At 41.4% G+C, this 25,701-nt stretch carries 27 protein-coding genes; 13 read left to right on the plus strand and 14 right to left on the minus strand.

Going from position 1 to position 25,701, the window contains the following annotated elements:
• Window positions 1–4 precede the first annotated feature (4 nt).
• The gene (locus PP181_RS04275) at window positions 5–2,440 is read right to left on the minus strand and encodes an ATP-binding response regulator (protein ID WP_272636095.1); all 2,436 of its coding nucleotides are present in this window, start codon (window positions 2,438–2,440) and stop codon (window positions 5–7) included.
• A 619-nt stretch (window positions 2,441–3,059) separates the two neighbouring features.
• Here PP181_RS04275 and PP181_RS04280 point away from each other — a divergent pair.
• The gene (locus PP181_RS04280; protein WP_272636096.1) at window positions 3,060–5,240 is read left to right on the plus strand and encodes a TonB-dependent receptor; all 2,181 of its coding nucleotides are present in this window, start codon (window positions 3,060–3,062) and stop codon (window positions 5,238–5,240) included.
• A gap of 72 nt (window positions 5,241–5,312) precedes the next feature.
• On the plus strand, window positions 5,313–5,540 hold the full coding sequence (locus tag PP181_RS17725) for a PLDc N-terminal domain-containing protein (protein ID WP_419776368.1): 228 nt from the start codon (window positions 5,313–5,315) through the stop codon (window positions 5,538–5,540).
• A 25-nt stretch (window positions 5,541–5,565) separates the two neighbouring features.
• Here the strand turns inward: PP181_RS17725 and PP181_RS04285 are convergent, their stop codons facing one another.
• Entirely contained in the window at window positions 5,566–6,003 is a 438-nt protein-coding gene (locus PP181_RS04285) for a Rieske (2Fe-2S) protein (protein ID WP_272636097.1), read from the minus strand.
• A 133-nt stretch (window positions 6,004–6,136) separates the two neighbouring features.
• Here PP181_RS04285 and greA point away from each other — a divergent pair, with 133 nt between their 5' ends.
• A complete protein-coding gene (gene greA / locus PP181_RS04290; protein ID WP_138256923.1) occupies window positions 6,137–6,613 on the plus strand; it encodes a transcription elongation factor GreA in 477 nt (158 codons plus the stop codon).
• 507 nt (window positions 6,614–7,120) lie between these two features.
• Window positions 7,121–7,510 carry an HIT family protein gene (locus tag PP181_RS04295; RefSeq protein WP_272636098.1) on the plus strand — a complete coding sequence of 130 codons (390 nt, stop codon included), beginning with the start codon at window positions 7,121–7,123 and terminating at the stop codon, window positions 7,508–7,510.
• Here the strand turns inward: PP181_RS04295 and PP181_RS04300 are convergent.
• Both PP181_RS04300 and PP181_RS04305 read right to left on the minus strand, forming a co-directional pair.
• A complete protein-coding gene (locus tag PP181_RS04300; protein ID WP_138256925.1) occupies window positions 7,500–7,856 on the minus strand; it encodes a hypothetical protein in 357 nt (118 codons plus the stop codon). The genes PP181_RS04295 and PP181_RS04300 overlap by 11 nt on opposite strands.
• 2 nt (window positions 7,857–7,858) lie before the next feature.
• On the minus strand, window positions 7,859–9,007 hold the full coding sequence (locus PP181_RS04305; RefSeq protein ID WP_272636099.1) for a sensor histidine kinase: 1,149 nt from the start codon (window positions 9,005–9,007) through the stop codon (window positions 7,859–7,861).
• Between the two features lie 127 nt (window positions 9,008–9,134).
• On the opposite strand from PP181_RS04305, the gene PP181_RS04310 reads away from it, so the two are divergent.
• Together PP181_RS04310 and aat are read left to right on the plus strand one after the other, a co-directional pair.
• Window positions 9,135–9,509, plus strand: coding sequence for a DUF3127 domain-containing protein (locus tag PP181_RS04310; protein WP_138256927.1), 375 nt, complete (start codon window positions 9,135–9,137; stop codon window positions 9,507–9,509).
• Window positions 9,510–9,653: 144 nt separating this feature from the next.
• Complete coding sequence (gene aat, locus PP181_RS04315) at window positions 9,654–10,289, plus strand: leucyl/phenylalanyl-tRNA--protein transferase (RefSeq protein WP_272636211.1); 636 nt, start codon at window positions 9,654–9,656, stop codon at window positions 10,287–10,289.
• Here aat and PP181_RS04320 read toward each other — a convergent pair.
• The 4 genes from PP181_RS04320 to PP181_RS04335 form a co-directional block, all read right to left on the minus strand.
• The gene (locus PP181_RS04320) at window positions 10,278–10,970 is read right to left on the minus strand and encodes a DUF2490 domain-containing protein (RefSeq protein ID WP_272636100.1); all 693 of its coding nucleotides are present in this window, start codon (window positions 10,968–10,970) and stop codon (window positions 10,278–10,280) included. The genes aat and PP181_RS04320 overlap by 12 nt on opposite strands.
• Entirely contained in the window at window positions 10,957–11,538 is a 582-nt protein-coding gene (locus tag PP181_RS04325; protein ID WP_272636101.1) for a hypothetical protein, read from the minus strand. Before PP181_RS04325 ends, PP181_RS04320 begins: the two co-directional genes overlap by 14 nt.
• Window positions 11,525–12,103 (minus strand): DNA-3-methyladenine glycosylase I, encoded by a 579-nt coding sequence (locus PP181_RS04330; protein WP_138256930.1) that lies wholly within the window; start codon window positions 12,101–12,103, stop codon window positions 11,525–11,527. Before PP181_RS04330 ends, PP181_RS04325 begins: the two co-directional genes overlap by 14 nt.
• Before the next feature lie 124 nt (window positions 12,104–12,227).
• Window positions 12,228–12,605 carry a hypothetical protein gene (locus tag PP181_RS04335; RefSeq protein ID WP_138256931.1) on the minus strand — a complete coding sequence of 126 codons (378 nt, stop codon included), beginning with the start codon at window positions 12,603–12,605 and terminating at the stop codon, window positions 12,228–12,230.
• A 246-nt stretch (window positions 12,606–12,851) separates the two neighbouring features.
• On the opposite strand from PP181_RS04335, the gene PP181_RS04340 reads away from it, so the two are divergent.
• From PP181_RS04340 to PP181_RS04370, 7 genes are all read left to right on the plus strand, one after another.
• A complete protein-coding gene (locus PP181_RS04340; protein ID WP_138256932.1) occupies window positions 12,852–13,535 on the plus strand; it encodes a TetR/AcrR family transcriptional regulator in 684 nt (227 codons plus the stop codon).
• Entirely contained in the window at window positions 13,528–15,195 is a 1,668-nt protein-coding gene (locus tag PP181_RS04345) for a peptidase domain-containing ABC transporter (RefSeq protein ID WP_272636102.1), read from the plus strand. Before PP181_RS04340 ends, PP181_RS04345 begins: the two co-directional genes overlap by 8 nt.
• Window positions 15,196–15,199: 4 nt before the next feature.
• Window positions 15,200–16,552 carry an HlyD family secretion protein gene (locus tag PP181_RS04350; protein WP_138256934.1) on the plus strand — a complete coding sequence of 451 codons (1,353 nt, stop codon included), beginning with the start codon at window positions 15,200–15,202 and terminating at the stop codon, window positions 16,550–16,552.
• A gap of 2 nt (window positions 16,553–16,554) precedes the next feature.
• Complete coding sequence (locus tag PP181_RS04355) at window positions 16,555–17,961, plus strand: TolC family protein (protein ID WP_272636103.1); 1,407 nt, start codon at window positions 16,555–16,557, stop codon at window positions 17,959–17,961.
• An 11-nt stretch (window positions 17,962–17,972) separates the two neighbouring features.
• The gene (locus PP181_RS04360) at window positions 17,973–18,854 is read left to right on the plus strand and encodes a YitT family protein (protein WP_272636104.1); all 882 of its coding nucleotides are present in this window, start codon (window positions 17,973–17,975) and stop codon (window positions 18,852–18,854) included.
• Between the two features lie 105 nt (window positions 18,855–18,959).
• On the plus strand, window positions 18,960–19,328 hold the full coding sequence (locus PP181_RS04365; protein WP_272636105.1) for a hypothetical protein: 369 nt from the start codon (window positions 18,960–18,962) through the stop codon (window positions 19,326–19,328).
• A gap of 271 nt (window positions 19,329–19,599) precedes the next feature.
• Complete coding sequence (locus tag PP181_RS04370) at window positions 19,600–20,211, plus strand: thioredoxin family protein (protein ID WP_272636106.1); 612 nt, start codon at window positions 19,600–19,602, stop codon at window positions 20,209–20,211.
• Here PP181_RS04370 and PP181_RS04375 read toward each other — a convergent pair.
• From PP181_RS04375 to PP181_RS04400, 6 genes are all read right to left on the minus strand, one after another.
• Window positions 20,194–20,919: an energy transducer TonB family protein gene (locus PP181_RS04375; RefSeq protein WP_272636108.1), complete on the minus strand. Its 726-nt coding sequence runs from the start codon at window positions 20,917–20,919 to the stop codon at window positions 20,194–20,196. The genes PP181_RS04370 and PP181_RS04375 overlap by 18 nt on opposite strands.
• Window positions 20,920–20,999: 80 nt before the next feature.
• Complete coding sequence (gene truB / locus PP181_RS04380; RefSeq protein ID WP_272636109.1) at window positions 21,000–21,698, minus strand: tRNA pseudouridine(55) synthase TruB; 699 nt, start codon at window positions 21,696–21,698, stop codon at window positions 21,000–21,002.
• 20 nt (window positions 21,699–21,718) lie between these two features.
• Complete coding sequence (locus PP181_RS04385) at window positions 21,719–22,516, minus strand: undecaprenyl-diphosphate phosphatase (RefSeq protein ID WP_272636110.1); 798 nt, start codon at window positions 22,514–22,516, stop codon at window positions 21,719–21,721.
• Window position 22,517: 1 nt separating this feature from the next.
• Entirely contained in the window at window positions 22,518–22,781 is a 264-nt protein-coding gene (locus PP181_RS04390) for a DUF3098 domain-containing protein (RefSeq protein WP_272636111.1), read from the minus strand.
• Between the two features lie 9 nt (window positions 22,782–22,790).
• Window positions 22,791–23,669 (minus strand): cell division protein FtsX, encoded by an 879-nt coding sequence (locus tag PP181_RS04395; RefSeq protein WP_138256943.1) that lies wholly within the window; start codon window positions 23,667–23,669, stop codon window positions 22,791–22,793.
• A gap of 64 nt (window positions 23,670–23,733) precedes the next feature.
• Entirely contained in the window at window positions 23,734–25,611 is a 1,878-nt protein-coding gene (locus PP181_RS04400; protein WP_272636112.1) for a T9SS type B sorting domain-containing protein, read from the minus strand.
• Window positions 25,612–25,701: the final 90 nt, after the last annotated feature.

The following is a 25,701-nucleotide window of genomic DNA, read 5'->3' on the forward strand; positions in this document are numbered from 1 at the left end:
TGCCCTAAACAGATGCTTTGCCCAGTTGTTCAAGTAGTGTCAAAACATTGTTTTTTAGAGTGTATAGGGCTGCTTCAAGTTCTTCTAAACCTTCCTCTCTTTCGTTTTTCTCCAACTTTTCAAGATCTGGGATACAGGCCGTAATTTTCAACTGACGGAACATTGGAAGCATTCGATGGGCCGTTTTTCCCAGTGTTTCACGGTCCTTGTCCTTGAATGCCAGCTCCAGTTCTTGTAGATTGGCTGAGGTGTCCTTTTGAAACGTACTTAGTATATCCCGCACGGATTCTTCGTCATCGCCAAGAAATGTTTTCAGATATGTAAGATCGAACAAATTTTTAAAGTTGCCTTTGCCAGTTTCCGTAGAGCTGTCTTCCTCCATCTCCCTTCCAGGTTTTAGGACTTTAATTGTCCGTAAAAGCTCGTTTTTCGTAAAGGGCTTTATAAGGAAATCGCTAAATCCATGTTCCGTAAATTGACTTTTTTTCATATCCCTTCTGCCCGTCATGGCTATTATTGGTTGACCTGAATAATGACGGAACGCCCCGGTTTTAAAACTTCGAACTACATCAAAACCCGTGGCTTGTGGCATTTCAATATCCGTTAATACAACATCATAGGTCAAAGGACCGTCCTCATCTATTTGATGTAACCCGGCATAACGATGCGTTTTTATGTCTTCGCTTTCCAACATTTCGCCCAACATTTGTAGAAAGGATGCATCGTCGTCTATAATGAGTATTTCAACGTCTTTAAGGGGTATTTTTTGAACTTCCTTAGAGTCCTTTAGTTTCTTTTCCTTGGTGAATTTTACCGGTAATTCCAAGGTAAAGGTGCTGCCCTGGCCCAAATCGCTCTTCAGGCCTATGTTTCCTTCCAGCAGCTCCGTTAATTTTTTCGAGATGGTGAGTCCTAAACCGTAGCCCCCGTACTTTTTTAGGTCTGTGTCTTTAATCTGTGTGAATTCGTTAAAAATTTGCTGCTGTTCATGTAATGAAATTCCAATTCCCGTATCGGAAACGATAATTTTTACGTTCTTTCGCTTTTGGTCAAGTACTGCTTTTAAACCAATCTTTCCTTGGTCAGTAAACTTGTAAGCGTTGCCCAATAGGTTTGAAACAATCTGCCTGATTCTCAATGGATCGTTGATTATCGGTTTATGCAATTCGGCATCGATATAGACCTCCGTCTTTAATCCTTTTTCTTTCTGGGTCGATTTAAAATCATCTACAATCTCCAGTAATAATTCATACAACGAGAAGGCCGTTTTCTCTGGCGTCATTTTTCCGGCTTCCAGTTGGGAAAAATCCAATAGGTCGTTTACTAAGTTGTTGACATAGTCCGATGCCGATTTGATTTGACGTAGATATCGCAACTGCGATTCTGTCACTTTTGAATCCTCCAATAATTGGGTATATCCTATGATGGCATTGATGGGTGTTCTTAGGTCATGACTAACGGTTCCTATTAGTTGCTCTCTACTTTTCAAAAGGGCTTCTGAGTACTTTTTCTCCTGTTCCAATTTCTTTCGGTACAGGCTTGCTTTCCAAAAATCCTTATTCAGGATAAATATGAATATTCCAACTACCAAAAAACCCAAAAGTGCAGCAATGATGGATAAGCGCACACTGCGATTGAGCGCGGTTTCTTTTTTAATGTTTTCATTGATAGAGTTTATTAGAATCTCCTGTTCAAAAGATGAAATTATAGTGCGAAGCTGTTGTGAGAGCTCGATATCCGTCTTATTGAAGGCGATTTCCTTCAAGGCTAGGCTACTTTCGTTCAAAGAGTTTTCTTTTTGAACTTCCTTAAGCAGTTCCCTGGATACTTTTAAAATACTATCTGCCTTAATAGCTTTTTCATTGCTCGTGTCCTCTGGCACGTTTTCGTTTAAATATTTTGCCACGTCCCTTATTACCTGCTGCGCTTTTGGGGAGAGCTCATGTATATTTGGAGCGATACCTTCTGGGGTAATGACCCCCAAAGATTCCTCCAATTGGTCAAATTCATCCAAGGCCTTGTCTATTGCCTGTTTGGTTTGGTCCCTTGTTTTAAGTGTCCTAAGGGACTTATAATTATCCACTTTTTTTTCCAACAAAAGCGTTAGACTGTCCAACAATTGGTTTTGATATTCGCTGTTTGTAACTCCTTTTAAGTGTTCGATATCCGTATAGGTAGAATCGATTTTGGTCAAATAGGTGTTGAAATCGTTTGTTGATTTGGACTGTAGTGCAATTTTGGATAGACTTTCTGCCTCATAAAGTTGGGTAATGAGGGCACTTGTCTTGAGTAGCTTCGCGTCTTCTTTTTCGGTTTTCCCTGTATTGATATACGTACCAATTTCAGAGTAAATGTAAAAGCTCGCTATTCCGGCCAAAACCAATAGCAGGAGATAACTGAAGACAATCTTGAAGGTAAACTTGTTTTTGGACCTTTCCATGGACACTAGTTACGAACAATTGGCTGCAATTCATTTTAAATAGGTGTTAAATGTTCAAAAATCCTAAAGCTTAAATTGTTGATTATCAGAATATAAAATTTTTGCATCAATTTTTTTATGGAATGGGGTGACCTACGGCCGATACCTGTGTCCTATAAGATGTAAAGAAATTTAAGAACCCTCGAAAGTCAAACACTAACCGTTAACTGTAAAGGGGCCATTAAGTTTCAGGACGATTCAACAAAAACAGGCTATTACAAATTGTGGTAGTTGTGTTTTGGGAGTTTTCATAAGGTTTTGGTTGTTGTACCCTAGTTTTGGTCCTGAAATTGATCTTGATGGTGGTAAAGGGAGCTGGACAGTCGGCTCCCTTTTTTATTGGGCCAATTTTTTTGTTGTCCCATATCGATTTATTGAATCAAGCGGTGTATTTTTGCGCCATCTCAAAGGGGTGCCGAATCCTAACAAGGAGGAAGCTGAGATTATACCCAATGAACCTGGGCAGGTAATGCTGCCAAGGGATGGCAATCGCCACATTAGGATTATCAAGGTCCTTAGTTGGACAAAATTCATGTTTAATTTAGAATAATAGCCCCTTTTATTCGTAACACTTTTACGAATGAAAAACTCTATGTTCGCAACAATGGCCTTTTTGGGCCTAACCATGGGCGCTTACGCCCAACAACAACCAATGGAAACGGATTCCCTTGAAGGGAAGAAAGTAGTACTGGACGAGGTCTTTGTCTCAGCGGTACGTGTTACCAAGGAGTCCCCGGTGACCTTTTCAAATTTGACAAAGGAAGAAATCAAGCCCAGAAATTTGGGTCAGGATATTCCTGTTTTAATGAACTTTTTGCCTTCGGTGGTTACTACTTCCGATGCAGGGGCCGGAGTAGGCTACACCGGTATTCGGGTACGTGGTAGTGATGCCACAAGGGTAAATGTAACGATCAACGGAATTCCTTACAACGATGCGGAATCTCAAGGAACCTTTTGGGTCAACATGCCCGATTTTGCCTCCTCTACCGAGAGTCTGCAGTTACAGCGAGGCGTGGGAACCTCTACCAATGGGGCAGGAGCCTTTGGTGCCAGTCTCAATTTGTTGACCGATGGATTTTCCGAAGATGCCTATGCGCAAGTTTCTTCCTCGTATGGCAGTTTCAATACGTTTAGACGGAATATCAAATTCAGCACGGGTCTTCTAAACGATATGGTGGAAATTTCCGGGAGGCTTTCGCGTATAAATTCAGATGGGTATATCGACAGGGCGGCATCTGATTTGGATTCCTATTTTTTACAAGGGGCCTACAAAGATGATAATACGTTGATCAAGGCCTTGCTTTTTGGGGGGCATGAAATCACCTATCAAGCTTGGTACGGTATCGATGCGGAGTCTCTACGGACGGACCGCACCTTTAATCCGTCAGGAATTTATACAGATGAAAATGGCAACATTCAATTCTATGAGAACGAGGTGGACGACTACAAACAGGACCATGCGCAGCTTTTATGGAACGAACAATGGTCTGATTCCTGGAGTACCAACATCGCTCTGCATTATACCAGAGGTAGGGGATTTTTTGAGCAGTTTAGGGAGGACGATGCTTTTGAAACCTACGGGTTTGAACCCCTCAACGTGAACGGGGAAGAAGTAAACACCACTGACCTGATCCGCCGACGTTGGCTGGATAATGATTTTTACGGCACCGTTTTTTCCACAACGTATGATAGGGAAAACCTGAACCTGATTTTTGGGGGCGGATGGAACAACTACGAAGGAGACCACTTTGGCGAAGTCATCTGGGCAAGGTTCGCCAGCAATAGTGAGTACAGGGACCGATACTATGATGACACCTCAAAAAAATCCGATTTTAATATCTATTCCAAGGCAAATTATAAGCTGAACGACCATTGGTCGCTCTACGGTGATTTACAATATAGAACGGTAGGGTACCGGGCCAATGGCGAGGACACGGGTTTGGTAGATGATACCTTCAACTTTTTCAATCCCAAAGCGGGGATTACCTATGATATGAACCGAAATAATAATTTCTACTTCTCCTATGCCCGGGCCAACCGGGAACCCAATAGGAACGATTATGAAAATGGTAGTCCCAGACCGGAAAAATTGGACGATTGGGAATTGGGGTGGCGCTACATTTCTCCAGATGTTCAAGTGAACACGAACCTGTACTACATGAAGTATCAGGATCAATTGGTGCTTACCGGGGAACTCAATGATGTGGGCGCCCCCTTAAGGGCCAATGTAGGCGATAGCTATCGCCTAGGGTTGGAAATTGATGCCCAAGTACGATTTGGCGACACATTTACCTGGGGACCTAACCTTACGTTGAGTACCAATAAAAACAGGGATTTTGTGTTCCAGAGGGATGGAGTGTTGCAAAATTTGGGAAATACCAATATCGCCTATTCCCCGGATATCATAGCCGGAAACCTGATAACCTATAGTCCGGTGGAAGCATTTGAAATTTCCTTGCTGTCCAAGTATGTAGGCAAACAATATATGGGGAATATAGATGTCGAAAGTTCCATATTGGACGCCTACACCCAAACCGACCTGAATTTTCAGTACGAACTCCCATTCAATGGGTTTTTGAAGAGTATCGTGTTTTTAGGGTTGGTAAATAACCTGTTCGATGCGGATATTGTATCGAATGGCTACTTCTTTACGTTTGATGATGATTTTTCCAATCCCGGAGTGATTACCACCATAGAGGGAGCAGGATATTATCCGCAGGCAGGCATCAACTTTTTATTGGGAGCTACGGTGAATTTTTAAGAAGTCGACCTAGTATCGAAATTAATTATATTGTGAATTATTAGAATAATCTAAAACAAAATCAAAATGAGCATGGGAATTTGGCAGACTTTTTTACTCTTATTAATTGTTTCATCTTTTGTTCTACCCTTGATTGCAATAATAAATATTGTAAGGAGTGAGTTCAAGGAAAATAATAGTAAGTTGATATGGGTACTAATAGTATTATTCCTACCAATTATAGGATCTCTAGTTTATTTTGTTGTTGGGCCATCACAAAAAAAGGATGAAACAGAAAGTATGGATTATTATTCCAAATAGGGTCTTGATTATTTGTAAAAAAGGCTTAATTCGTCACGGAAACAGTATTGCCCCCAAAACTGGTTCTATATTCCAACATGTCATAGTAGCGATTGCCATCGTCCGGTCTGTTGAGCATCTGTCCCGTAAAAAGACTGTATTCATAGTCCTCGCAGGAGCAGGTCGCTACCTGACCGTTCAAGGTCATGGTTGAACATTCATTAGGCGCATGATTGGGACAACTGGCCTCAAAGGCTCGAAACTGGTTAAATCCGGCATTGATAATAAAAATTCCACGGGTACCCACGCCATCCTGTGTTACTAAGACCGCACTCCCCGTATTGGTCAGGGGACTATAAAGCGGTAGATTTAGATTGGCATCGAACCTAAAATTGATTTCCTGTAGAAACGGGTTACGGTTTGTGGTGTTGTTGTCGCAGGCCAGAAAAAACAGAAAAAGAATAAGAAGGGATACACGTTTCATGCTGTAAGAATGTTTGGGGATTCGATACTTAAATTTGTACAAAATTATATATATTTGTGGGAAATCCTCTCTAAAAAAGTCATGGGTATATGGCTGTTATAGAGGATTTTGCTATTTATAAAACGATGAACTAATGAGTAACGTATCCTATTACACTGCTGAGGGACTTAAAAAGTTAAAGGAGGAATTGAATTATTTAAGGGACGTGGAGCGGCCAAAGGCTTCCCAAGCCATTGCCGATGCGCGGGATAAAGGGGATTTGTCTGAAAATGCGGAATATGATGCCGCCAAGGAGGCCCAGGGACTGCTGGAAATGAAGATTTCCAAAATGGAGGCGACCTTGGCAAATGCCCGATTGATAGATGAATCCCAATTGGATACCTCAAAAGTTTTGGTACTCTCTACCGTAAAGTTAAAGAACCAGACCAATGGCATGGAGATGAAATACAAACTGGTCGCGGAAAGTGAGGCCGATTTAAAATCCGGGAAAATATCCGTGAATTCTCCTATAGGTAAAGGGTTGTTGGGAAAGAGCGTGGGTGAAGTGGCAGAAATATCCGTACCCAATGGCACCATGAAATTTGATATTCTGGAAATCACGCGGGAATAGTAGTTTCCATATAGCAAAACAAAAATCCCATCATGGCAACCATGGTGGGATTTTTGTTTTGCTATATGCTATTCTGGACCAGTATGGAGAACTAGTTTAGTGACTCAAAGGAAATACTATGCTGTTCTTTTGGTATCCTTTATGAACATTAGAAAATAAGTATCTTACACCTAAAATAGGAATATAGTAACTTGTTACAATACTCTTTGTTGTTCATTTTCATTCATTTAGGGGAGTTTTAGTTCCGTTTTAGACTGATCATACACGCAATGTATACATCAATATAAAACGGAAATCTTGAAGAAAAGAGACCTTGTCATTGTCTTATGGCAAACTATCCGTAGTTTTTATTCCTAATTTTAGGAGAAAATAAAATTAAAAAAATTACGACCAACACGCGTTATGATCAATGGCCCAAAAGCATGAGCCTGAAAAAGGACCAAAGATCATAGCGCCATCGTTAAAAGTTAAATTAAACTATCATACTTTTATTTAAGAATTAAAACCATGGCAACCCTATTCACTAAAATCATCAACGGAGAAATCCCATGCTACAAAGTTGCGGAGGATGAAAATTTCTTGGCATTTTTGGATATCAACCCAAATGCAACAGGCCATACCTTATGCATCCCCAAGGTGGAGGTAGACAAAATTCTGGACTTGGACGAGGCTACCTATATGGGGCTTATGGCGTTTTCTAGAAAGGTTGGAAAGGCTCTTGAAAAGGCCGTGGAATGTAAACGGGTGGGGATAACGGTCATTGGCTTGGAAGTACCGCACGTGCACGTACATTTGATTCCTTTGAACTCCATGCAGGACGCTATCTTTCAAAAAAAGGTGAAACTATCGGAAGAGGAATTCAAGCAGGTAGCCAAAGCGATCGCTGCTAAACTTTAATGGTTCCTCCCAAAAAGAAGTAGACCCCAATACCTACAATCGCGATCATCAGTAAAAGGATTATAAAAAATAGGAAGGTAGGTTTGGTGGATTTCTTTTCAGGCACGACTGTCTTCTGGTAGTAATCGAACAGACGTTCAATATCATCGGTCCATTTAACGGGATAGATCATCGAGCTACATTTTCTGCAGACAATCTGGTTGCTTATTTCGTTCGTTGTTTTGTGGAAAAAACGTCCGTAGGTATGTTTTTGATAAAAGGTCAACTTTAGGTCCTGGTTAAAACACTCCGGACAGTTATTGGTCAAGTCCGCTTCCTTGATTACTTTCAGTTTTTCCTTTGCCATGACTAATGGTGTACTTTAAGCGTAATTTGCATGATGGTTCCCTCTTTACCAGAAGAGAGTACCTTAATCTTACCTTTATGGTATTCCTCCACGATCCGTTTAACGAGGGATAGCCCTAAGCCCCATCCTCGTTTTTTTGTGGTCACGCCGGGGTTAAAAATAGTATTAAAATTACTTTTGGGGATTCCGTGACCGGTATCGGCCACAAGGATATTCACATATTTTCCGTTGGGAACGATCTCTATGGCGATGCTTCCCTTGCCTTTCATCGCATCGATGCCATTCTTCACCAAGTTCTCAATGGTCCAATTATACAGCGACCTGTTCAATAAGACCTGGGCATTCTCCACTTTTGAATTGAAGGAAAAATGGATAAGCTTTGAACTCCGCCTTTTAAGATAATCATAGGCATTCCTGGTTTCAACGACAATATCGCTCGCATCCAGTTTTGGAAGGGAGCCAATTTTTGAGAACCGTTCCGTGATGGTCTGCAGTCGGGCAATATCCTTCTCTATTTCCTTGGTGATGTCCGGATTGATATTTTCGGTTTTCAACAGTTCGTTCCATCCTAGCAATGAGGAAAGTGGGGTGCCTATTTGATGCGCAGTTTCCTTCGCCATGCCCGCCCATAATTTGTTCTGTTCCGATGCCTTGTTCGTTTTGAACAGGAAATAGATTACCGCCCCAAATAGCAGAATGATGAGAAGTAAGGCAATAGGATAAAACTTCAATTTGTTCAAAACTTCAGAATTTCCATAATAGAGCGTGGCCAAATGTTCGCCCTGCTGATCAATGGAAATGGGTACGTTCTCGTCCTGGAACTGCCTTAGTTTTTTTGAAATGTAAAGGGAATCCTTGGCCAGTTCCGTGGGTATATTGTTCGTTCTAATGGAGCTGTCCTTATTGATAAGGATCATGGGCGTTGATGTATTGTTTTGGAAAACCTTTAAATGCAGGCTGCCCAAATCAACATCCTCCGCAGATTGTAGGAATTCTGATTGGGCCGTGGCCCAAATCTCCATCTTTAGACGTTCCTCTTCCTTAAAGGTCTTAAAAAAGCTATTAGTATTCCAGAGTATCAGGCTCACAACGATAAAGGAGCCAACAACTAGGAATATATTGGACATCTTGTTTTTAGGACTAAAATTCATCCAGAAATTTTGTACTACTAAAGATAACCCAAAATGCGATTATTTGTTGTGTATTGATTGTCCTACAGTTTTATTCCCCGTTCATTTTGTTTATTTTTGATTTCTATTTTATTAAAAGAGCATTAAGATGGAAATAGAAGGAAAGGTAAAAATGATTGGGGATACCCAAACATTTGGTAATAACGGTTTTAGAAAGCGTGAAGTTGTAGTCACTACAGACGAGCAATATCCCCAACATCTTATGGTTGAGTTTGTACAGGACAAATGTGATTTGTTGAACAACTACAAGGTTGGACAGGATGTAAAGATCAGTATCAATCTAAGAGGTAGGGAATGGACAAATCCCCAAGGCGAAACCAAATATTTCAATTCCATTCAAGGCTGGAGAATTGAAAACCTGACACCTTCCCAACCGGAAGGAATGCCTCCAGTACCGCCCATGGAAGCCTTTGAGCCTGCCGACAGTCTTAACGAGGAGGACCATGACGATCTACCTTTTTAAGTAGATTTACGAAAGCTATTTTTTAAAATTACTTCGATATACGGGAACTTGTTCGACCTGAAAAGGTTAAACAAGTTTTCGCCTTTTTGGTCTATTGTGTAATTTGAAAAAAAAGAATTTATAGTGCAGCGAGGACAAAATGCTATTTATTTTTTGGACCAGGAACTGTATTTTCCACCTGTAGAGAAGGCAAATTCAGAAGGCTTATTGGCCGTTGGCGGCGACCTTTCCCCGGAAAGATTGCTACTGGCCTATAGCAGTGGAATTTTTCCTTGGTTCAACGAGGATTCCCTGATTTTGTGGTGGAGCCCAGATCCCAGAATGGTACTTTACCCGGAAGAGATACGTATTTCAAAAAGCATGCGAAAGGTTATTAAATCCGATAATTTTAGTGTTACCGTAAACACCTGTTTTGAAAGCGTGGTTGAAAACTGCGCGTCGATTGTACGGGAAGGGCAAAACGGAACGTGGATTACCCGGGAAATGAAATCGGCCTACCTAAAATTACATGAAAGGGGAATTGCCAAATCCTACGAGGTATGGGAAGAGGGCAGTCTGGTAGGGGGTCTTTACGGGGTAGATTTGGGCCATATTTTTTGCGGGGAGAGTATGTTCAGTAAAGTTTCGAACGCTTCAAAGGTCGCCTTTATACGGCTGGCACAGGATCTACAGGAAAAGGGCTACAAGCTTATAGATTGCCAATTGTACACGGATCACCTGGCAAGTTTGGGGGCAAGGGAAATTTCTAGGGAATCCTTTATGGAACAGTTAAAGGCTTAGAACAAGTTCGGTTAAAAGGAACAGTTCGTATTCTATACTCCCAGTGTAGTTTTCTGCCCGGTATTCACCTCCTATCTGAAATTTGGTCGTTGGAGTAAGCACCCATCCCAGTTTGGGTGTAAATCTTTGGTCATATTCCGGGGTCATGGATCTGCCCACGCTTAAAAGGGATTCTGTAGAGATTACCAGATAAGGTTCGCCAACATCCAGTTTTTCCCCCATCAAAGGGAAATCGGCCGCAAACCGATACCGAAATCTATGTACTGTATTATCACTGGAAATCCTTTGTTCAGATCTAAATCGGTTTCCGTACCGGATACTTCCATTTTTAAAGGTGACGTTGAACTGTTGGGTGAGCCGAAGTTCATTGTAGGCGTTGTTGTCAAAGGAATTTCGGATCCTATATTTTATGCCAAAACCAACACTTTGGTTGTCCCTTGTTTTAAGATTGGAAAAATGGTTGATGTCCATTTGCCGGACCGTAAGTTGAACATTGGAGTCCCTATAAAGAAAGGACCGGTTTTCAATTGAAAAGTTGTGGGAATAATTGGACGTTACATCATAATTCAGGGCCACCTGTGGATTCCAATAGCCCGTAAGGTTGTCCTGGGCCAAGTTTACGAAAGGGGCCATAAAAACAATCAGAACATGTAGTATGGAAATGCGTTTAATACAGGACATGGTCGTAGTTGGGAGGTAGGGTCTTTCTCATTTTCTTAAAACTACCATCGGACCCAAAAAGCAGCTCGTAGTCAAAGTATTCCTTATCCTTTTTTCCCGCGACGATGAATTCATAGTTTATGCTGGGCAGGATCAGGTTTTGAAACGCATTCCGAATCGTTTTCTCCGTAGGCTCTTCTTTGGAAATAGGATATTGCTGTTGAATTCTTTTGATACGATATTTGGTAAAGGAATTATCGAGATATTTCAATATTTTTTCCAAGGGGTCCGATGGAATATCCACTTCTTTGATAAGTATTTCCACATCCTCCAAGGTTCCGTCTTCATCAAATTCAACACTGTACCATAACCTGTCCTTCTTGAACTTTGCCTCATAGCTGATTTTGGTACTGTCCGTTTCCCTGTAGAAACGGATTCTTTTAGCATCGTCTAACGTGTCATCGATAAGGTCCATTGCCGTTGAAGGAAATTGGCTTTTTCTGATCCGGTATTCCCGTTCATATTTATTTTGGGCGTTCACAAAACATCCAATAAGAATCAATAATGTAAGTAAACTATAGCTCTTCATATCTAAAACAACTTTTTTCGTGGTCGTTGACCATCCCAGTAGCTTGCATCATGGCATAGACCACGGTACTTCCAACGAATTTGAAGCCCCTTTTTTTGAGGTCTTTGCTAATGGTATCCGAAAGCGGTGTCGTCCCAGGGGCCTCCCTGTAATTTTCGACTTTGTTTTTAACGGGTTTGTTGGCTACGAACCCCCAATAATAATTACTAAAACTTCCAAATTCCTCTTGTATTTTAATAAATGCAAGGGCATTGGAAACAGTGGCATATACCTTCAGTTTGTTTCTTATGATACCTTGATTTTCTAAAAGTTCGTTTATTTTATTCTGATCGTACCGGGCTATTTTTTTATAGTCGAAATTGTCCAGGGCAATCCTGAAATTTTCACGTTTTCTTAAAACGGTTATCCAACTTAGGCCGGCTTGAAATGTTTCTAATATGAGAAACTCGAATAAGGTGGCATCATCCTTAACCGGAACGCCCCATTCCGTGTCGTGATAGGCCTCGTATAAGGCATCTCCCAAGCACCACCCACACCTTTTTACTTCTGTTTTATCACTGTGCATATCAAAAATACATGAGGGACAAAAGTAAAAAATCCCGCCACAAGTATTTTTGCGGCGGGACTTTTGTTTTTATTACCTTTTATTTTAAGGGAAGTAAACAAATGTTACTTTCTTTAAAGCAGGACTAATTGTTCGCTACGGTGGTTTTGCTTCTCAAATCAAGATATTCCAATTCTCCTGCTTCCAGTGCTTTCGCCATATCGGCCTTTACAAATTTATAGGAGTTAAAGAATTTCTTGCCATCAACGGCCGTAAGTTGGACCATGTCATCCTCCATTACCTTTACCACTTTGACCTTTACATCATCCAGGCTTTTGTAATTGGCAACGCCACCACGTTTTATGATGAAATTTGCCCTTGGAAAATGAATATGGTCAAAAGGTAGGTTCGTACTTTTTTGTATGGTAAAAATATCCCCAACCTTAACGTCGGCAGATTCGGTTTGTCCAAAAACACCAAATGACACTAAAAACAATGTTAAAAATGATACTAAATGTTTCATAATACAATCAATTTAAGGTTCACAAATTAGGTTGTTAAAACAGTTTATTTTCCATGAACTATATGAAATTCGAAATTATAAACTTTTCAAATTATCATATCCATAAAATAACACCTGTTATTTCTTATTTCAAAAATAAAAGATCCAATTATCATAAAAGCATTACTTCTGTTAAAAAAAGTTAAACTTTTATTTTGTAATAGTATTGCTATTATATTCGCCAGTAATAACTATTAAAATTATGGAATGGAAGAGCTGTTTCAAGGTGTAAAAATTCGTGTGAACGATAAGTTATTTGTCAAAGACCCGGAATCGTCTGAGCTTGGGAAGTCCATTGTAAAGATGAGTATCGTTATGATGGGAGAGCTTGGATTCGAAAAATTCAATTTTAGAAAATTGGGCGAAAGAATAGGTTCCAATGAGAGTTCCATTTATCGCTACTTTGAGAACAAGCACAAGCTTTTATTGTATCTCACTTCATGGTACTGGGGATGGATGGAATACCAACTTGTTTTTGCTACCCATAACATTCCAAAGCCTGGCGAAAAACTGACCAAGGCCATTTATATGATCTCCAGGGAAATCACGGAGGACTCCAATTTTTCCCATATCAATGAGGTTCTTCTAAATAGAATCGTCATTAACGAGTATTCAAAATCCTACTTGACCAAAGAGGTGGACGAGGAAGATAAGGAAGGTTATTTTGCCAGCTATAAGAGATTGGCAAAAAGGTTAAGTGAAATGATAAAGCAGTACAATCCAAGCTACAAGTACCCATCCAGTTTGGCGAGTACCATATTAGGAGGTGCCCTGCACCAACACTTCTTAAAAGATCATTTTTCATCGATGACGGATTGTGGTGATGAAGTTACACCTACAGAATATTTGACCGACCTAGTCTTTAACGTTTTAAATCACACTAATGGCTAAAAAAATAATTACCGCATGGCAACGCTTAATAAGGATGCTAAAATTGGACAAAAAGGATGTCCGCCAAGTATTTTATTATGCAATTTTTGCCGGTTTGGTCAGTTTGACCTTGCCTTTGGGAATACAGGCCATAATCAATTTGATTCAGGGGGCACAGGTAACTACCTCCTGGATTATCCTCGTGATTTTGGTAACCTTGGGCGTGGCATTTCAAGGAGCGCTCCAATTGATGCAGATACGTATCATTGAAAATATCCAACAAAAAATATTTACTAGAAGTTCCTTTGAATTTGCCTATCGTTTTCCAAAGATAAAAATGTCAGAACTACGTAATTTTTATCCACCGGAACTGGCCAACCGTTTTTTCGATACACTGAACATACAAAAAGGAATTTCAAAATTATTGATTGACTTTCCCACAGCATTACTTCAAATTATTTTCGGTCTATTGCTGTTAAGTCTTTATCATCCGTTTTTTATCGCCTACGGAATTCTATTGTTGGGTTTGATCTATGTGGTCTTTAAGTACACCATTACAAAGGGTCTTGAAACAAGTTTACTGGAATCCAAACAAAAGTACAAGGTGGCCCATTGGATTCAGGAAGTGGCCAGGTGTATCGTAAGCTTTAAATTATCGGGGAAGACAAGTCACGCCCTTGAAAAGAACGACTATCTGACCGAAGGTTACCTAAAAGCAAGGGAAAACCACTTTAGAATTTTGGTGCTTCAGTTTATCCAAATGGTAGGTTTCAAAATTTTGGTTACTGGGGGACTATTGATCATTGGTGGACTTTTGGTACTCAATCAGGAAATGAATATTGGTCAGTTCGTAGCTGCGGAAATTATAATCCTACTGGTTATTAGTTCCGTGGAAAAGCTCATTCTTGGTCTCGAGTCCTTTTATGATGTGTTGACCGCTCTTGAAAAATTGGGGCAGGTGGTCGATATGGAAGTGGAACCCCAGCAGAAGGACCTTGAACTTCTGGACCAAGAGGATTTTAAAGTAGAGCTCGATACTATTACCTACTCGGTACCGGACAGGCAAAAGCCCATTTTGGATGGTATTTCCCTTCAGATAAATTCAAAGGACAGAATATTGATAAGAGGTACGAATGGCGCCGGAAAATCCAGTGTCTTACATCTTGTTTCCGGACTCATAGAGCCAACTAAAGGCAATATTTTTGTAAATGGTGTACGACTAAAGGCAGAAAACCTAAATCACTTTAGGTCAAAAGTGGGGCAATCCTTAAAGTTGGAGACTCCTTTTGAAGGTACACTGTTGAACAATATAACCTTTAATGACACTACCATACCTAAGGAGGATGTTTTGTGGGCCTTGGAGGTTACGGGACTTAGCCATATCGTTAGGGAAATGGACAATGGCCTGGATACCATGATTTTTCCCGAAGGCAAGCAAATTTCCTATACCGTTGCCAAGAAAATTGTGTTGGCCAGAAGTTTGGTCAAACGGCCCAAGCTACTGGTTCTTCGCGATCCCTTGGATCAATTCGATGCTGAAGAGGCGGATCGCATCATGGATTATCTCACACATCCGGATAGGCCATGGAGTCTAATGGTCGTAAGTGATGACCCAAAATGGGTAACTAGGTGTGGCCGTATAATCAATTTGGCCGATGGTAAAATTATAAACAACGAATAGCGCTATGTTGAATATATCTAAAACCGTATTAAATAGAAGCGTGGACCTATCGGGTTACAAAGCTGTGCAAAGGGTCAGCCAACACAAGTACAATAAACATTTCAACCGCTTTCTGATTGTGCTTGCGGTAATCTTTATTATCATGCTCTTTTTACCATGGACCCAGAACGTTCGCGGAAGGGGTTTTTTGACCACCCTAACACCCGATCAAAGGCCTCAGACCATACAATCACCAATTCCTGGGCGTATAGAGAAGTGGTTTGTAAGAGAGGGCGACTTTGTGGAAAAAGGGGATACCATATTACATATATCCGAAGTAAAAAACGAATATTTTGATCCAAGGTTGGTGGAGCGAACTGGAATGCAGATCAAAGCAAAGGAAATGTCTGTCACCTCATATCAGGAAAAAGTGAAGGCACTAGAAACCCAGATAGGTGCCTTGAACAAGGAACTCTCCTTGAAATTGGAACAGGCACAGAACAAATTGCTTCAGGCAAGGTTGAAAGTACAGAGCGATAGTATTGACTTGGAAGCGGCAAAGACTAACATCACCATTGCACAAAGACAATTTGACCGTACCACCCAATTGGAGTCTGAAGGTCTTAAGGCCGTAACCGATGTAGAGGAAAAAAGATTGAAGTTGCAGGAAACCCAAGCGAAACTGATCTCACAGGAAAATAAGTTGTTGGCCAGTAAAAACGAAGTTTTGAATGCCCAAGTGGAAATCACAAGGGTACAGGCAGAATATGCTGATAAGATTGCAAAGGCCCGTAGCGATAAGTTTACTGCGCAGTCCAGTCAGTTCGATTCTGAGGCACAGGTGACCAAGTTAGAGAACGAGTTTACCAATTATTCCATCCGCAACGACCTCTATTATATTAGGGCACCGCAAAGCGGATTTATAAACAAGGCCATTCAAGCTGGTATAGGAGAGACCTTTAAAGAAGGAGATCGTTTGGTAGGCATTATGCCGGCAAAATATGATATGGCGGTGGAAACCTTTATAGAGCCCATAGATTTGCCATTGATGCACCTAGGAGAGAAAGCAAGAATAGAATTTGACGGATGGCCCGTCATTATTTTCAGCGGATGGCCAAATGTATCCTACGGTACCTATGGAGGGGTTGTCGTTGCCATTGAAACGTTCATCAGCGAAAATGGAAAATACAGAATTTTGTTGGCCCCAGATCCTGAAGACCATCCATGGCCGAAAGATCTTAGAGTGGGTTCAGGTGCCAATACTATAGCCTTATTGGATGATGTTCCTATTTGGTTTGAACTATGGAGACAATTGAATGGCTTCCCTCCAAATTATTACCAACCGGAGGGGGCGAAAGCGGAACCGGTCAAAAAATAACTATGAATAAGTATTTTATCCTAATACTACTATTTTTCTGTAGTTTTTTGGTAAACGGGCAGCAAAACGATACGTTGGTCCTTAAGTTCAACGAATATCTTGGATATGTCAAAAGATTTCATCCTATTGCCAAGCAGGCGGAACTTGCCTTAAGTACGGGTCAGGCAAACTTGTTAAAGGCAAGGGGCGGTTTTGACCCCAAGTTGGATGTGGACTACGAACGTAAGGATTTTAAGGGTACGGAGTATTATGACCGTTTAAACGCGACCTTCAAGATACCCACATGGTATGGTATAGAACTCAAGGGTAATTTTGAGCAGAATGAGGGCGAGTTTATAAACCCCGAGGAATCCGTACCGGAAAACGGACTGTATAGCGCTGGTATCTCCCTATCACTTGGACGTGGTTCTTGGATAAACGAACGTATGGCAACCCTAAAACAAGCCAAGTTTTTCAGGGAACAAAGTAAAGCAGACCGGGATTTGCTCGTGAACCAAATATTGTTCGATGCTTCTTTAGCTTACTTTAAATGGTTACAGGCCTATAGGGATAGTCAAGTATATTCGAATTTTTTGGAAAATGCCCAAATCCGTTTTACTGGAATAAAAAAGAGTGCCCTTGCAGGTGATATCGCCGCCATTGATACGGTAGAAGCGAAAATTGCGGTACAGAATAGGGCCTTGGAACTGGAACAGGCACGGGTTACTTTGGTGAACAAATCTATGGAACTTTCTAATTTCCTTTGGTTGGGCGATAATATCCCAGTGAATTTGCAGTCCAATGTAATCCCAGAGGACAATCTGGACTTGGAAATCGATGAAACTTTTGAAATTTTAGGCAAACCCTTGGACAGCTTTTCCTTGGAAAACCACCCAAAATTGAAAAGTCTGGGGTTTAAGGTCGATGGACTCATTGTGGACAAAAGATTGAAAACAAATAAACTCCTGCCTACCATTGATGTAGATTATAATCTGCTAACGGAAACTCCGGAATTGGCGAATTCACTTCAGACTGATTATTACAAAGGAGGGGTAACCTTTCAGTTGCCTTTATTCCTTAGAAAGGAACGCGGCGATTTACGATTGGCGAAAATCAAATTACAGGATGCACGGTTGGAATATGACAATGCAGAGATGGCCATACAAAATAAGGTAATAGCCATCTATAATGAGTTGGATTCATTTGAAGATCAAAACCGTTTGATTTTGGATATTGTTACAAACTATCAAAGTCTATTGACGGCCGAAGAACGAAAGTTTAGTTTTGGTGAGAGCTCTCTTTTCCTAATAAATTCAAGGGAAAGTAAACTTATCGATGCGGTACTGAAACAGAATGAAGTCCAGAATAAATATTATACGGCCAAGGCAAAGCTTTTCAACAGTTTGGCCGTGAACCCCGTGAATCTTTAATTTTCCCGTTTATGGCAATATCAAATGTACATATAGGCCCAAATCTTAAGCAATTTGTCAAGGACGCCTTTTTTTTGTTGAGCGGAATTCTCGCTGCCGCATTTGGATTGGAAAGTTTCCTATTGCCAAATCAATTTATTGATGGTGGTGCAACGGGTATCTCCTTACTCTTGGCGGAGGTCTATGAAATACCTTTGTATGTACTGATTATTCTTGTCAATATACCTTTCATTTTTTTGGGATATAAGGTCATAGGAAGACAATTTACGATTAAGACCACCATAGCCATTGTGGGATTAGCTTTTGTTTTGGTAACATTGGATTTCCCAGAAGTTACCCAAGACAAACTTTTGGTAGCCGTTTTCGGTGGTTTTTTTCTGGGTGCAGGTATAGGACTTTCCGTTCGGGGTGGTGGTGTATTGGATGGAACCGAAATCTTGGCCATCTACTTGAGTAGGAAGATGGGAACGACCATTGGGGACATCATCATACTCATCAATGTTTTGGTTTTTATGGCCGCAGCGTATTTGCTTTCAGTGGAGTCCGCCCTGTACTCCATGTTAACCTATTTGGCGGCATCCAAAACCTTGGACTTTGTAATAGAAGGTATCGAGGAATACACAGGGGTTACCATAATTTCGGATTATAGCGAACAGCTTCGGGATATGATCATCAATGTTTTGGGAAGGGGAGTGACTATTTATCCCGCAAAGGGAGGATATGGAAAGAATGGCGCTCATAACGAATACGATGTGCTTTTTACGGTAATTACGCGGTTGGAGATTCGGAAATTGAATATTGAAATTTCCAAAATAGATCCAAAGGCCTTCGTAGTTATGAGCAAAATAAACGACACACGGGGTGGGATGATTAAAAAGAGAAATATAAAATAATAGTAATACTATTAAAAAAGAAAGTTTAACACTCAATTAACATAGTATATATTTTAAATTCTTCTTGCTGTCAGTATCTTTGCACAGTATTAATTAATAATATATATGAAGAATAATTTTTATTTTTTGTTGATTTCGTTTTTAACTTTTTCAATGGTCCATGCCAAAGAGCTAGATCAAAACGTTGAACCTATACATAGCAAGGTCTCCAAGGAATGCGAACTATTGGATTGTAGAGCCCTTAGCACCCCCAAGTTGTTAATAAATGAGGGGCCGTCATTAATAGAGGTGGACTATGAGGTAGACCTTGGTTTTGACCCCTACTTGTTTCTGTCCCCGGATTTCGACCCTTATTTTGGGATGGAATTGAACATTGATTCGTTAATACTTATGGAGGATGAGGATGAGGTTATCCTGGATTTTGATACCTCACTTTATTTGCCAAAGAATTTTAATCCTTATTTGGGAATGTGAGTTTTGTTTGGTTTGGTTAGTTTGGGTCGGTCTTGTTTCTTCTTTAAAGACCGGCCCTTTTTTTTGTCCGTAATAATATGTAAGGTATGGTAAATAATTTCAACCAATCAATTTTGAATTTAAGATACTATGAAATGAGCTATAACAAGTCTTGATACCAACCGGGATGGTTATTGGCGAAATCAAAGATTCATGAACACCTTTTGGAAATACAATAAACAGCGATGTGAATAATTGCATCTGACCTATGAAAAACAATAAAAATATACAGGTGAAAGTATTTACAAAGACATCTTTGGCCAACGCACTTGAACTCGCTTTTACATATGATGAATATTTGCACTTGGTGCAAAGCTTGGCTAACGAGGGAAAATCTACGGGAGAGGATGCTACAGAGGCCTATATAAATTATACCAAGTTGAACGCAAAGCGCATGCAGCGATGGGATAAGACCTTAAAATTTTCCGAGGAATCTGTGAGCCTCTTGAAATCCTTCCCAAATAAGGTAAATTGGTTGGTGTTTACGGAAAGTTGGTGCGGGGACGCATCGCCCGCATTGCCCGTTATGAACAAGATTGGAAAAATCAATCCCAACATTTCCCTTAAAATCATTTTAAGGGACGAACATCCGCAGCTCATGCAGCAATTTTTGACCAATGGTGCGTGGTCCATTCCAAAACTGGTACAACTTGAACCTGAATCCAATAGGGTTCTTGGTACCTGGGGTCCCCGTTCGTCCAACGCGACCCAATTGGTAGAGGCCTTTAAAAAGGAGCATGGTACTTTGACCATTGCCTTTAGGGAGTATCTTCAGATGTGGTACAATAAGGATAAGGGACAGAGTATACTGGAGGACCTTTTACTCCTACTTTCCTTGAAATAGATACGTGATCGTGCCTTTCTGACTTGGCTTATCGGAAACGCTAAATTGTGCCTTATAGGCATAGGCAATGGCATTGTCTACCAAGCAGCCGTTTGAAGTGCCGGAGCTTTTTTCGTTAAAACTGGCATCGGTTACCTGACCCAGGTTATTGACTTCTATATTCACCACAACTTTTCCGCCTTCGATACACGTATAAATAGGGGGAGGTAAACGGTATCCGTTTCTATCGATCAAGGAAAAGGAAATGGAGGTACGCCTTTCCGCTAGGTAGTTGGTGTATTCCTCTTTTTTAGCCTCTTTTTCACCCAATAGTTGCTTTTTCTCTTCTCTTTTCTTTGCGAGTTCCTTAACACGTTCAACAAAATCGCCGTCAGACATAAGGTTTTCGGCCAGTTCCCCATTATTTTCCATGGCCCTTTCCTCCATGAGTTCCTCTAGAGTTTGCAAAGGCTCCGGATTGCCAACACTCGGTTTGGCCGTTTCATTGAAGGCCATATGACTTTTTATGGCTTCGGTATTGGCAAGTTCTTCCAGCATTTTTTCCTCTTCCTCAGTAAGTTCTTCGGGTTCTTCCAATACCATCTCAACCACGTAGTCGTCATCGTCTTCCTCTTGGCCGCCCAAATGGATATTGTACAATGTCAAGACAACGATACCCATGGAAAACAGGGTAATCAAAAAAGAGAGTTGTTGTCTGTTGAAATTCATGTGTATATAACCGATTTTTCCCAAAAATATTTCAGTAAATCGACGAACGGGAATTTACTAAAAATTCATCGATATAACGATTACTGCAAAATCCGTTCCGATAAATCCGATGGGTCCTGGGATATATCTACGTTAAAATCGCCTATTTTGGTTCTTCTCAACTCGGAGAGATGCCCGCCAGAGCCCAAGGCCTTGCCAAAATCATGCGCTATGGAACGGATATACGTTCCTTTGCTGCAGGAGATTCTAAAGTCGACCTCAGGCAATCGAACATCCGTTATTTCAAAGGAATGGATGTGCACTTTTCTTTTGTTGATGGCGACATCTTTTCCTTCCCTTGCGTATTCATACAAGCGTTTACCATCTTTTTTTATGGCCGAAAAAACAGGCGGCGCCTGTTCGATTTCCCCAATGAACCCTGAAGTTGTTTTTATGATTTGCGCTTCCGTAATATGGTCGATGGCAAACTTTTCATCAATTTCCGTTTCCAAATCGTAGGAAGGTGTGGTACCGCCCAAGGTAATAGTGCCGGTATACTCCTTTGACTGACCCTGGTACTCCGGAATTCTTTTGGTGAACTTTCCGGTACAGATAATAAGTAGTCCTGTGGCCAATGGGTCCAGCGTACCGGCATGGCCAATTTTTATTTTTTTAAGCCCGAATTTCTTCCGAATCGCCCATTTTAACTTGTTCACCGCCTGAAATGAGGACCAGCCCAAAGGCTTGTCTATAAGTAATAGCTGACCGTTCAAATAATCTTCCTTGGTCAAGGTCTCCATTAAAGTTTTGTATTTAAGGTCTACGGATTTGCAAGTCCGAAGATGATAGCAATTAGGCCCACGATTAGACAATAGATGGCAAAATAGGAAAGCTTGCTTTTTCTCACCAGTTGAATCATCCAGGTACAAGCGGCCAGTCCTGCAACAAAGGCGGCCAAGAATCCGGCTACCATGGCCATATTGTTTTCGCCGTTAAACGTAAGTTCGCCCCCCAACAGGTCCTTGGCGATTTTACCGAATATCAGGGGTACCACCATTAAAAAGGAAAACCTGGCAGATTTTGATTTGTCCACGCCCAAAAGTACCGATGTGGAAATGGTGGCCCCGCTCCTTGATATCCCGGGCAGCATGGCAATGGCCTGGGAAATTCCTATGACAAAGGCACTCCCAAAGCCTACCTTTTTATCCGTGTCCTTCGCCTTATCGGCAAAATAGAGCAATACGGCCGTAATCAACAACATAAAACCAACGAACATAACGTTACCCCCAAAAAAAGCCTCCAACTGTTCTTCAAAAAACAGGCCCACCAAAACTGCGGGAATCATGGAAACGATGATTTTGGAACTGAATTGGCTTTCCTCGTTCCATGAAAATTGAAATAGTCCCCTAATGATTTCCCCAATGTCCCTTCTAAACACCACAATGGTGCTCAAAGCCGTGGCAAAGTGCAGCACCACGGTAAACAGCAAACTTTCCTCGGGAACGGAATTGTCGCCCAAAATTGCCTTGCCCAATTCTAAATGTCCGCTAGAGGAAACTGGAAGAAACTCGGTCAAACCTTGAACGATTCCGAGTATGATTGCATCTAAAATATCCAACTTAGTCTTTCTTTTTGTGAGGATTCAATAATATGGCGTAGACCTCTATTCCCAAGCCAATCAATACCAAGGTAGGTGCCAGGCGGATTCTTCTAAAATTATAGATCTCCGGGTTAAAAACGTTTGGGTCATCACTACCACCGCCACTCATCAGTATAAATCCCAAGGCGATACACGCAACGCCAATGAACATGAAAAGGTAATTCTTTTTCTGAAAAATAAATTCCCCTCTAGGGTTCTGGTTTACTTTGTCCTTCTTACTCATTTGGCAAATTTAGTAATATAATTCGTCTGTTCTGAGATTTAAGAAACGCTGGGTGGCAAAGTAGGTGCTGAGGAGGGAGATAACAATTCCCAAAAGAAACACACCAACCAGGAGAATAACCAGGATGATAGGGTCTTCCAAAAGTCCCAAGTCCTGAAAATTGGTGTTCACGTAATAAATTACCCCTGCAATGGCCAAAAGCGCAAGGAGCGCCCCCAACATACCCAATTTGATGTTCTGCCATAGGAAGGGCTTTCGAATAAAGCTTTTTGTGGCCCCTACCATTTGCATGGTTTTGATAATGAACCTTTTGGAATAGATGGATAACCGTATGGAGCTGTTGATCAATAATACCGCGATTACGGTAAAAATGGCACTAGCCACCAAAATCCAAAATCCTATTTTTTCTACACTCTTGGCGACCATACTTACCAATACCCGATCGTAGCTTACCTCGTCCACATAACTTTTCTCTTCCAGGGTGGCGGCTATTTCCGCGACCTTTTCGGCCGTGACAAAATCGGCATTCAATTTAACGTCTATGGAATTCTTAAGCGGATTGTAGCCCAAGTAATCCACAAAATCCTCCCCTATTTCCTTGCTGTGCTGGGCTGCGGCCTCTTCTTTGGATACATAGGTGGCCGACTTCGTATATTCAGACATTGCCAATGTTTTCTGCAATTGCTCCACCTCCATATCCTTGGCATCTTCCTTTAAAAAAATGGAAATGGTAATCTGCTCCTTGGATCGGTCCGCCATTTTTTTGGTATTTAGGACCAGCAATCCCAAAATGCCCAAAAGAAACAGTACCAAGGCGATACTCAATACGACTGAGAAATAGGACGAGATCAATTTCCTTCTTTGATATCTTTCAAATGCTTTGCTCATAGTAACGTATCGGCATGTAAAAATAGAAAAGTAATGTGAATTGAATCATAAAAAATAGGAACACTCACCGCTTTAGGGTGAAATGCCCGGTACGGACCAAGGTGTCCAATTTTATCCGGTACCAATAATCCGATTCCGGCATGGGAGCGCCCAAGAAGTTTCCATCCCAAGAGGCATTTGTACCACTGCCAAATTTTAATAATTTCCCATACCGATCATAGATGGAAAGCTCCACATTGTTAAAGGACTCGATGCCTTCCGGAATTAAAAAGTCATTGGAGGTATCGCCGTTCGGTGTAAAGAAATTGGGGACAACAATATGCAGATAATCGGTCGTGACGATGCCACAGTTGGTCTTGTCCCTAATGGATATGGTATACGGCCCTCCCGTAACGGCCTCAAAAACGGGGCTGTCCTGAAAACTACTTCCATCCAAAGAGTATTCGAAATCCCCTGAATTTTGGGTCGTAATGATGATGGAGCGTCCGTTGGAAGTAATCGAATCCAATCTTGGTGCATCAATTTGGTTCAATGTAATGGTCCGTGTACTGGAACATCCATTGCTATCAGTGACGGTCACGGAATACTCCCCGGGAGCGTTAACCGAAATATCGCGTGTAGTCTCTCCTGTACTCCAGGTATAACTAACATTGTCAATTTCAGCCGATAAAAAGGCCGTATCCCCCTCGCAAAAAGTTTCAGTGCTGTCAAAAACTTGGGGCAAAGGATTAAAGGTCAGGGTGACTGCCGTTCTGGTAGCGGATGGACAATCGACTTCACTCGAATTCGCCTCCGCATAGTAGGTGCCTGCTTCGGTGGGGGAAAACTCCCTGTTGTTTTCCAAAAGTAGGTTTCCCCCAGTAGGGGCATCATACCAATTTACACTATAAATATCAGCACTATCCACGATTAAAGTGGCGGTTTCATTCTCGCATACGGACACGTCGCCATTGTTTGTGGGTGGCGGCGGTATGGGCACGATATTGATTTCAAAAACATCGGATAGCACATTACAAAGGTCATTGGATACGTTGATCGGGTCCTCCGCTACTTTTACGCGGTAAAAACGGGTCGAATTTATCAGTGGGGTGGTAAATGTGTTTGAGGTCTCACCGGGTACATCGGTCCAAACTTGATTATCCGTACTTTCCTGCCATTGATAGGCATGGGTAGAAAAAATGGAATTATCAGGATTGGCCACCAATATTGCAGATACCGAACCTTGATTTTCACAGGTTACAATGAAATCCTCGGCTTGGTCCGTGGCCACGCTTACGCTATCGCCACAGGATTTAAAGACAATATCGTCAATGGCGAGATCGTTACCGCACCCACCATTGCTATTGTTCCGCATTTTGAGGATGACGGAGGTCTGCCCGGGCAGGGTCTGGAATACCAAGGCAAATTGTTGCCAGGCTGCCGTGGTCATGGCCTGAATATTTCCAGTATCCCCTTGGACCAAAAGATTGGTGTCGGTTTCGTCCCAGATCTGATAGCGAACGTTGATGGGAATATTGTTTCCGTCGCAACCACCCGTACGCTGCAGATTTATGAGCCAAGAGGAAAATTCATAGGTGGTATTTTCACACAGACCTGTTACGGTACGCTGATAAAATTCTCCGGCCGTAAAACTGGCATTTACTATAAAAGCCTTTCCGTTGGTGTCTCCGGGAGTGTGGTCCTGTACGTTCTGCCAATCAAAATAATTGGTAGTGCTGGAAATGGTATAGTCGCCATCGTTGGGCGTTCCCGTGGTAAAATTATAGGTAGTGGTCCCGGGCGGAAGTTCAGGTCCGTCCACCGTACCAGAACCAAAATCCTCCGTAAAAATGGGGTCTCCAGAGCTGCCCGTACAAAAACCTAACTGCGCCCTTCCTTTCACGGCCGCCAAAACCAGAAAGAGGACAAAACAAAGAAAGTATTTGGGACTTTTGGTATTCACGGTACTAAAGGTACGTTTTTGGAAAAGAAAGCAGCGCTTTTTTGGTTCAATGAAGTTAAAGGGGTAATTCGTCAATATCTTTTCAACTTT

Origin of the sequence: Maribacter sp. PR66, assembly GCF_028464205.1 — a bacterium.
GTDB lineage: Bacteria > Bacteroidota > Bacteroidia > Flavobacteriales > Flavobacteriaceae > Maribacter > Maribacter flavus.

Coding starts and splice junctions, on each gene's coding strand:
- PP181_RS04275 (WP_272636095.1), bottom strand. CDS start 2,440: ATGGAAAGGTCCAAAAACAAGTTTACCTTCAAGATTGTCTTCAGTTAT.
- PP181_RS04280 (WP_272636096.1), top strand. CDS start 3,060: ATGAAAAACTCTATGTTCGCAACAATGGCCTTTTTGGGCCTAACCATG.
- PP181_RS17725 (WP_419776368.1), top strand. CDS start 5,313: ATGGGAATTTGGCAGACTTTTTTACTCTTATTAATTGTTTCATCTTTT.
- PP181_RS04285 (WP_272636097.1), bottom strand. CDS start 6,003: ATGAAACGTGTATCCCTTCTTATTCTTTTTCTGTTTTTTCTGGCCTGC.
- greA (WP_138256923.1), top strand. CDS start 6,137: ATGAGTAACGTATCCTATTACACTGCTGAGGGACTTAAAAAGTTAAAG.
- PP181_RS04295 (WP_272636098.1), top strand. CDS start 7,121: ATGGCAACCCTATTCACTAAAATCATCAACGGAGAAATCCCATGCTAC.
- PP181_RS04300 (WP_138256925.1), bottom strand. CDS start 7,856: ATGGCAAAGGAAAAACTGAAAGTAATCAAGGAAGCGGACTTGACCAAT.
- PP181_RS04305 (WP_272636099.1), bottom strand. CDS start 9,007: ATGAATTTTAGTCCTAAAAACAAGATGTCCAATATATTCCTAGTTGTT.
- PP181_RS04310 (WP_138256927.1), top strand. CDS start 9,135: ATGGAAATAGAAGGAAAGGTAAAAATGATTGGGGATACCCAAACATTT.
- PP181_RS04320 (WP_272636100.1), bottom strand. CDS start 10,970: ATGTCCTGTATTAAACGCATTTCCATACTACATGTTCTGATTGTTTTT.
- PP181_RS04325 (WP_272636101.1), bottom strand. CDS start 11,538: ATGAAGAGCTATAGTTTACTTACATTATTGATTCTTATTGGATGTTTT.
- PP181_RS04330 (WP_138256930.1), bottom strand. CDS start 12,103: ATGCACAGTGATAAAACAGAAGTAAAAAGGTGTGGGTGGTGCTTGGGA.
- PP181_RS04335 (WP_138256931.1), bottom strand. CDS start 12,605: ATGAAACATTTAGTATCATTTTTAACATTGTTTTTAGTGTCATTTGGT.
- PP181_RS04340 (WP_138256932.1), top strand. CDS start 12,852: ATGGAAGAGCTGTTTCAAGGTGTAAAAATTCGTGTGAACGATAAGTTA.
- PP181_RS04345 (WP_272636102.1), top strand. CDS start 13,528: ATGGCTAAAAAAATAATTACCGCATGGCAACGCTTAATAAGGATGCTA.
- PP181_RS04350 (WP_138256934.1), top strand. CDS start 15,200: ATGTTGAATATATCTAAAACCGTATTAAATAGAAGCGTGGACCTATCG.
- PP181_RS04355 (WP_272636103.1), top strand. CDS start 16,555: ATGAATAAGTATTTTATCCTAATACTACTATTTTTCTGTAGTTTTTTG.
- PP181_RS04360 (WP_272636104.1), top strand. CDS start 17,973: ATGGCAATATCAAATGTACATATAGGCCCAAATCTTAAGCAATTTGTC.
- PP181_RS04365 (WP_272636105.1), top strand. CDS start 18,960: ATGAAGAATAATTTTTATTTTTTGTTGATTTCGTTTTTAACTTTTTCA.
- PP181_RS04375 (WP_272636108.1), bottom strand. CDS start 20,919: ATGAATTTCAACAGACAACAACTCTCTTTTTTGATTACCCTGTTTTCC.
- truB (WP_272636109.1), bottom strand. CDS start 21,698: ATGGAGACCTTGACCAAGGAAGATTATTTGAACGGTCAGCTATTACTT.
- PP181_RS04390 (WP_272636111.1), bottom strand. CDS start 22,781: ATGAGTAAGAAGGACAAAGTAAACCAGAACCCTAGAGGGGAATTTATT.
- PP181_RS04395 (WP_138256943.1), bottom strand. CDS start 23,669: ATGAGCAAAGCATTTGAAAGATATCAAAGAAGGAAATTGATCTCGTCC.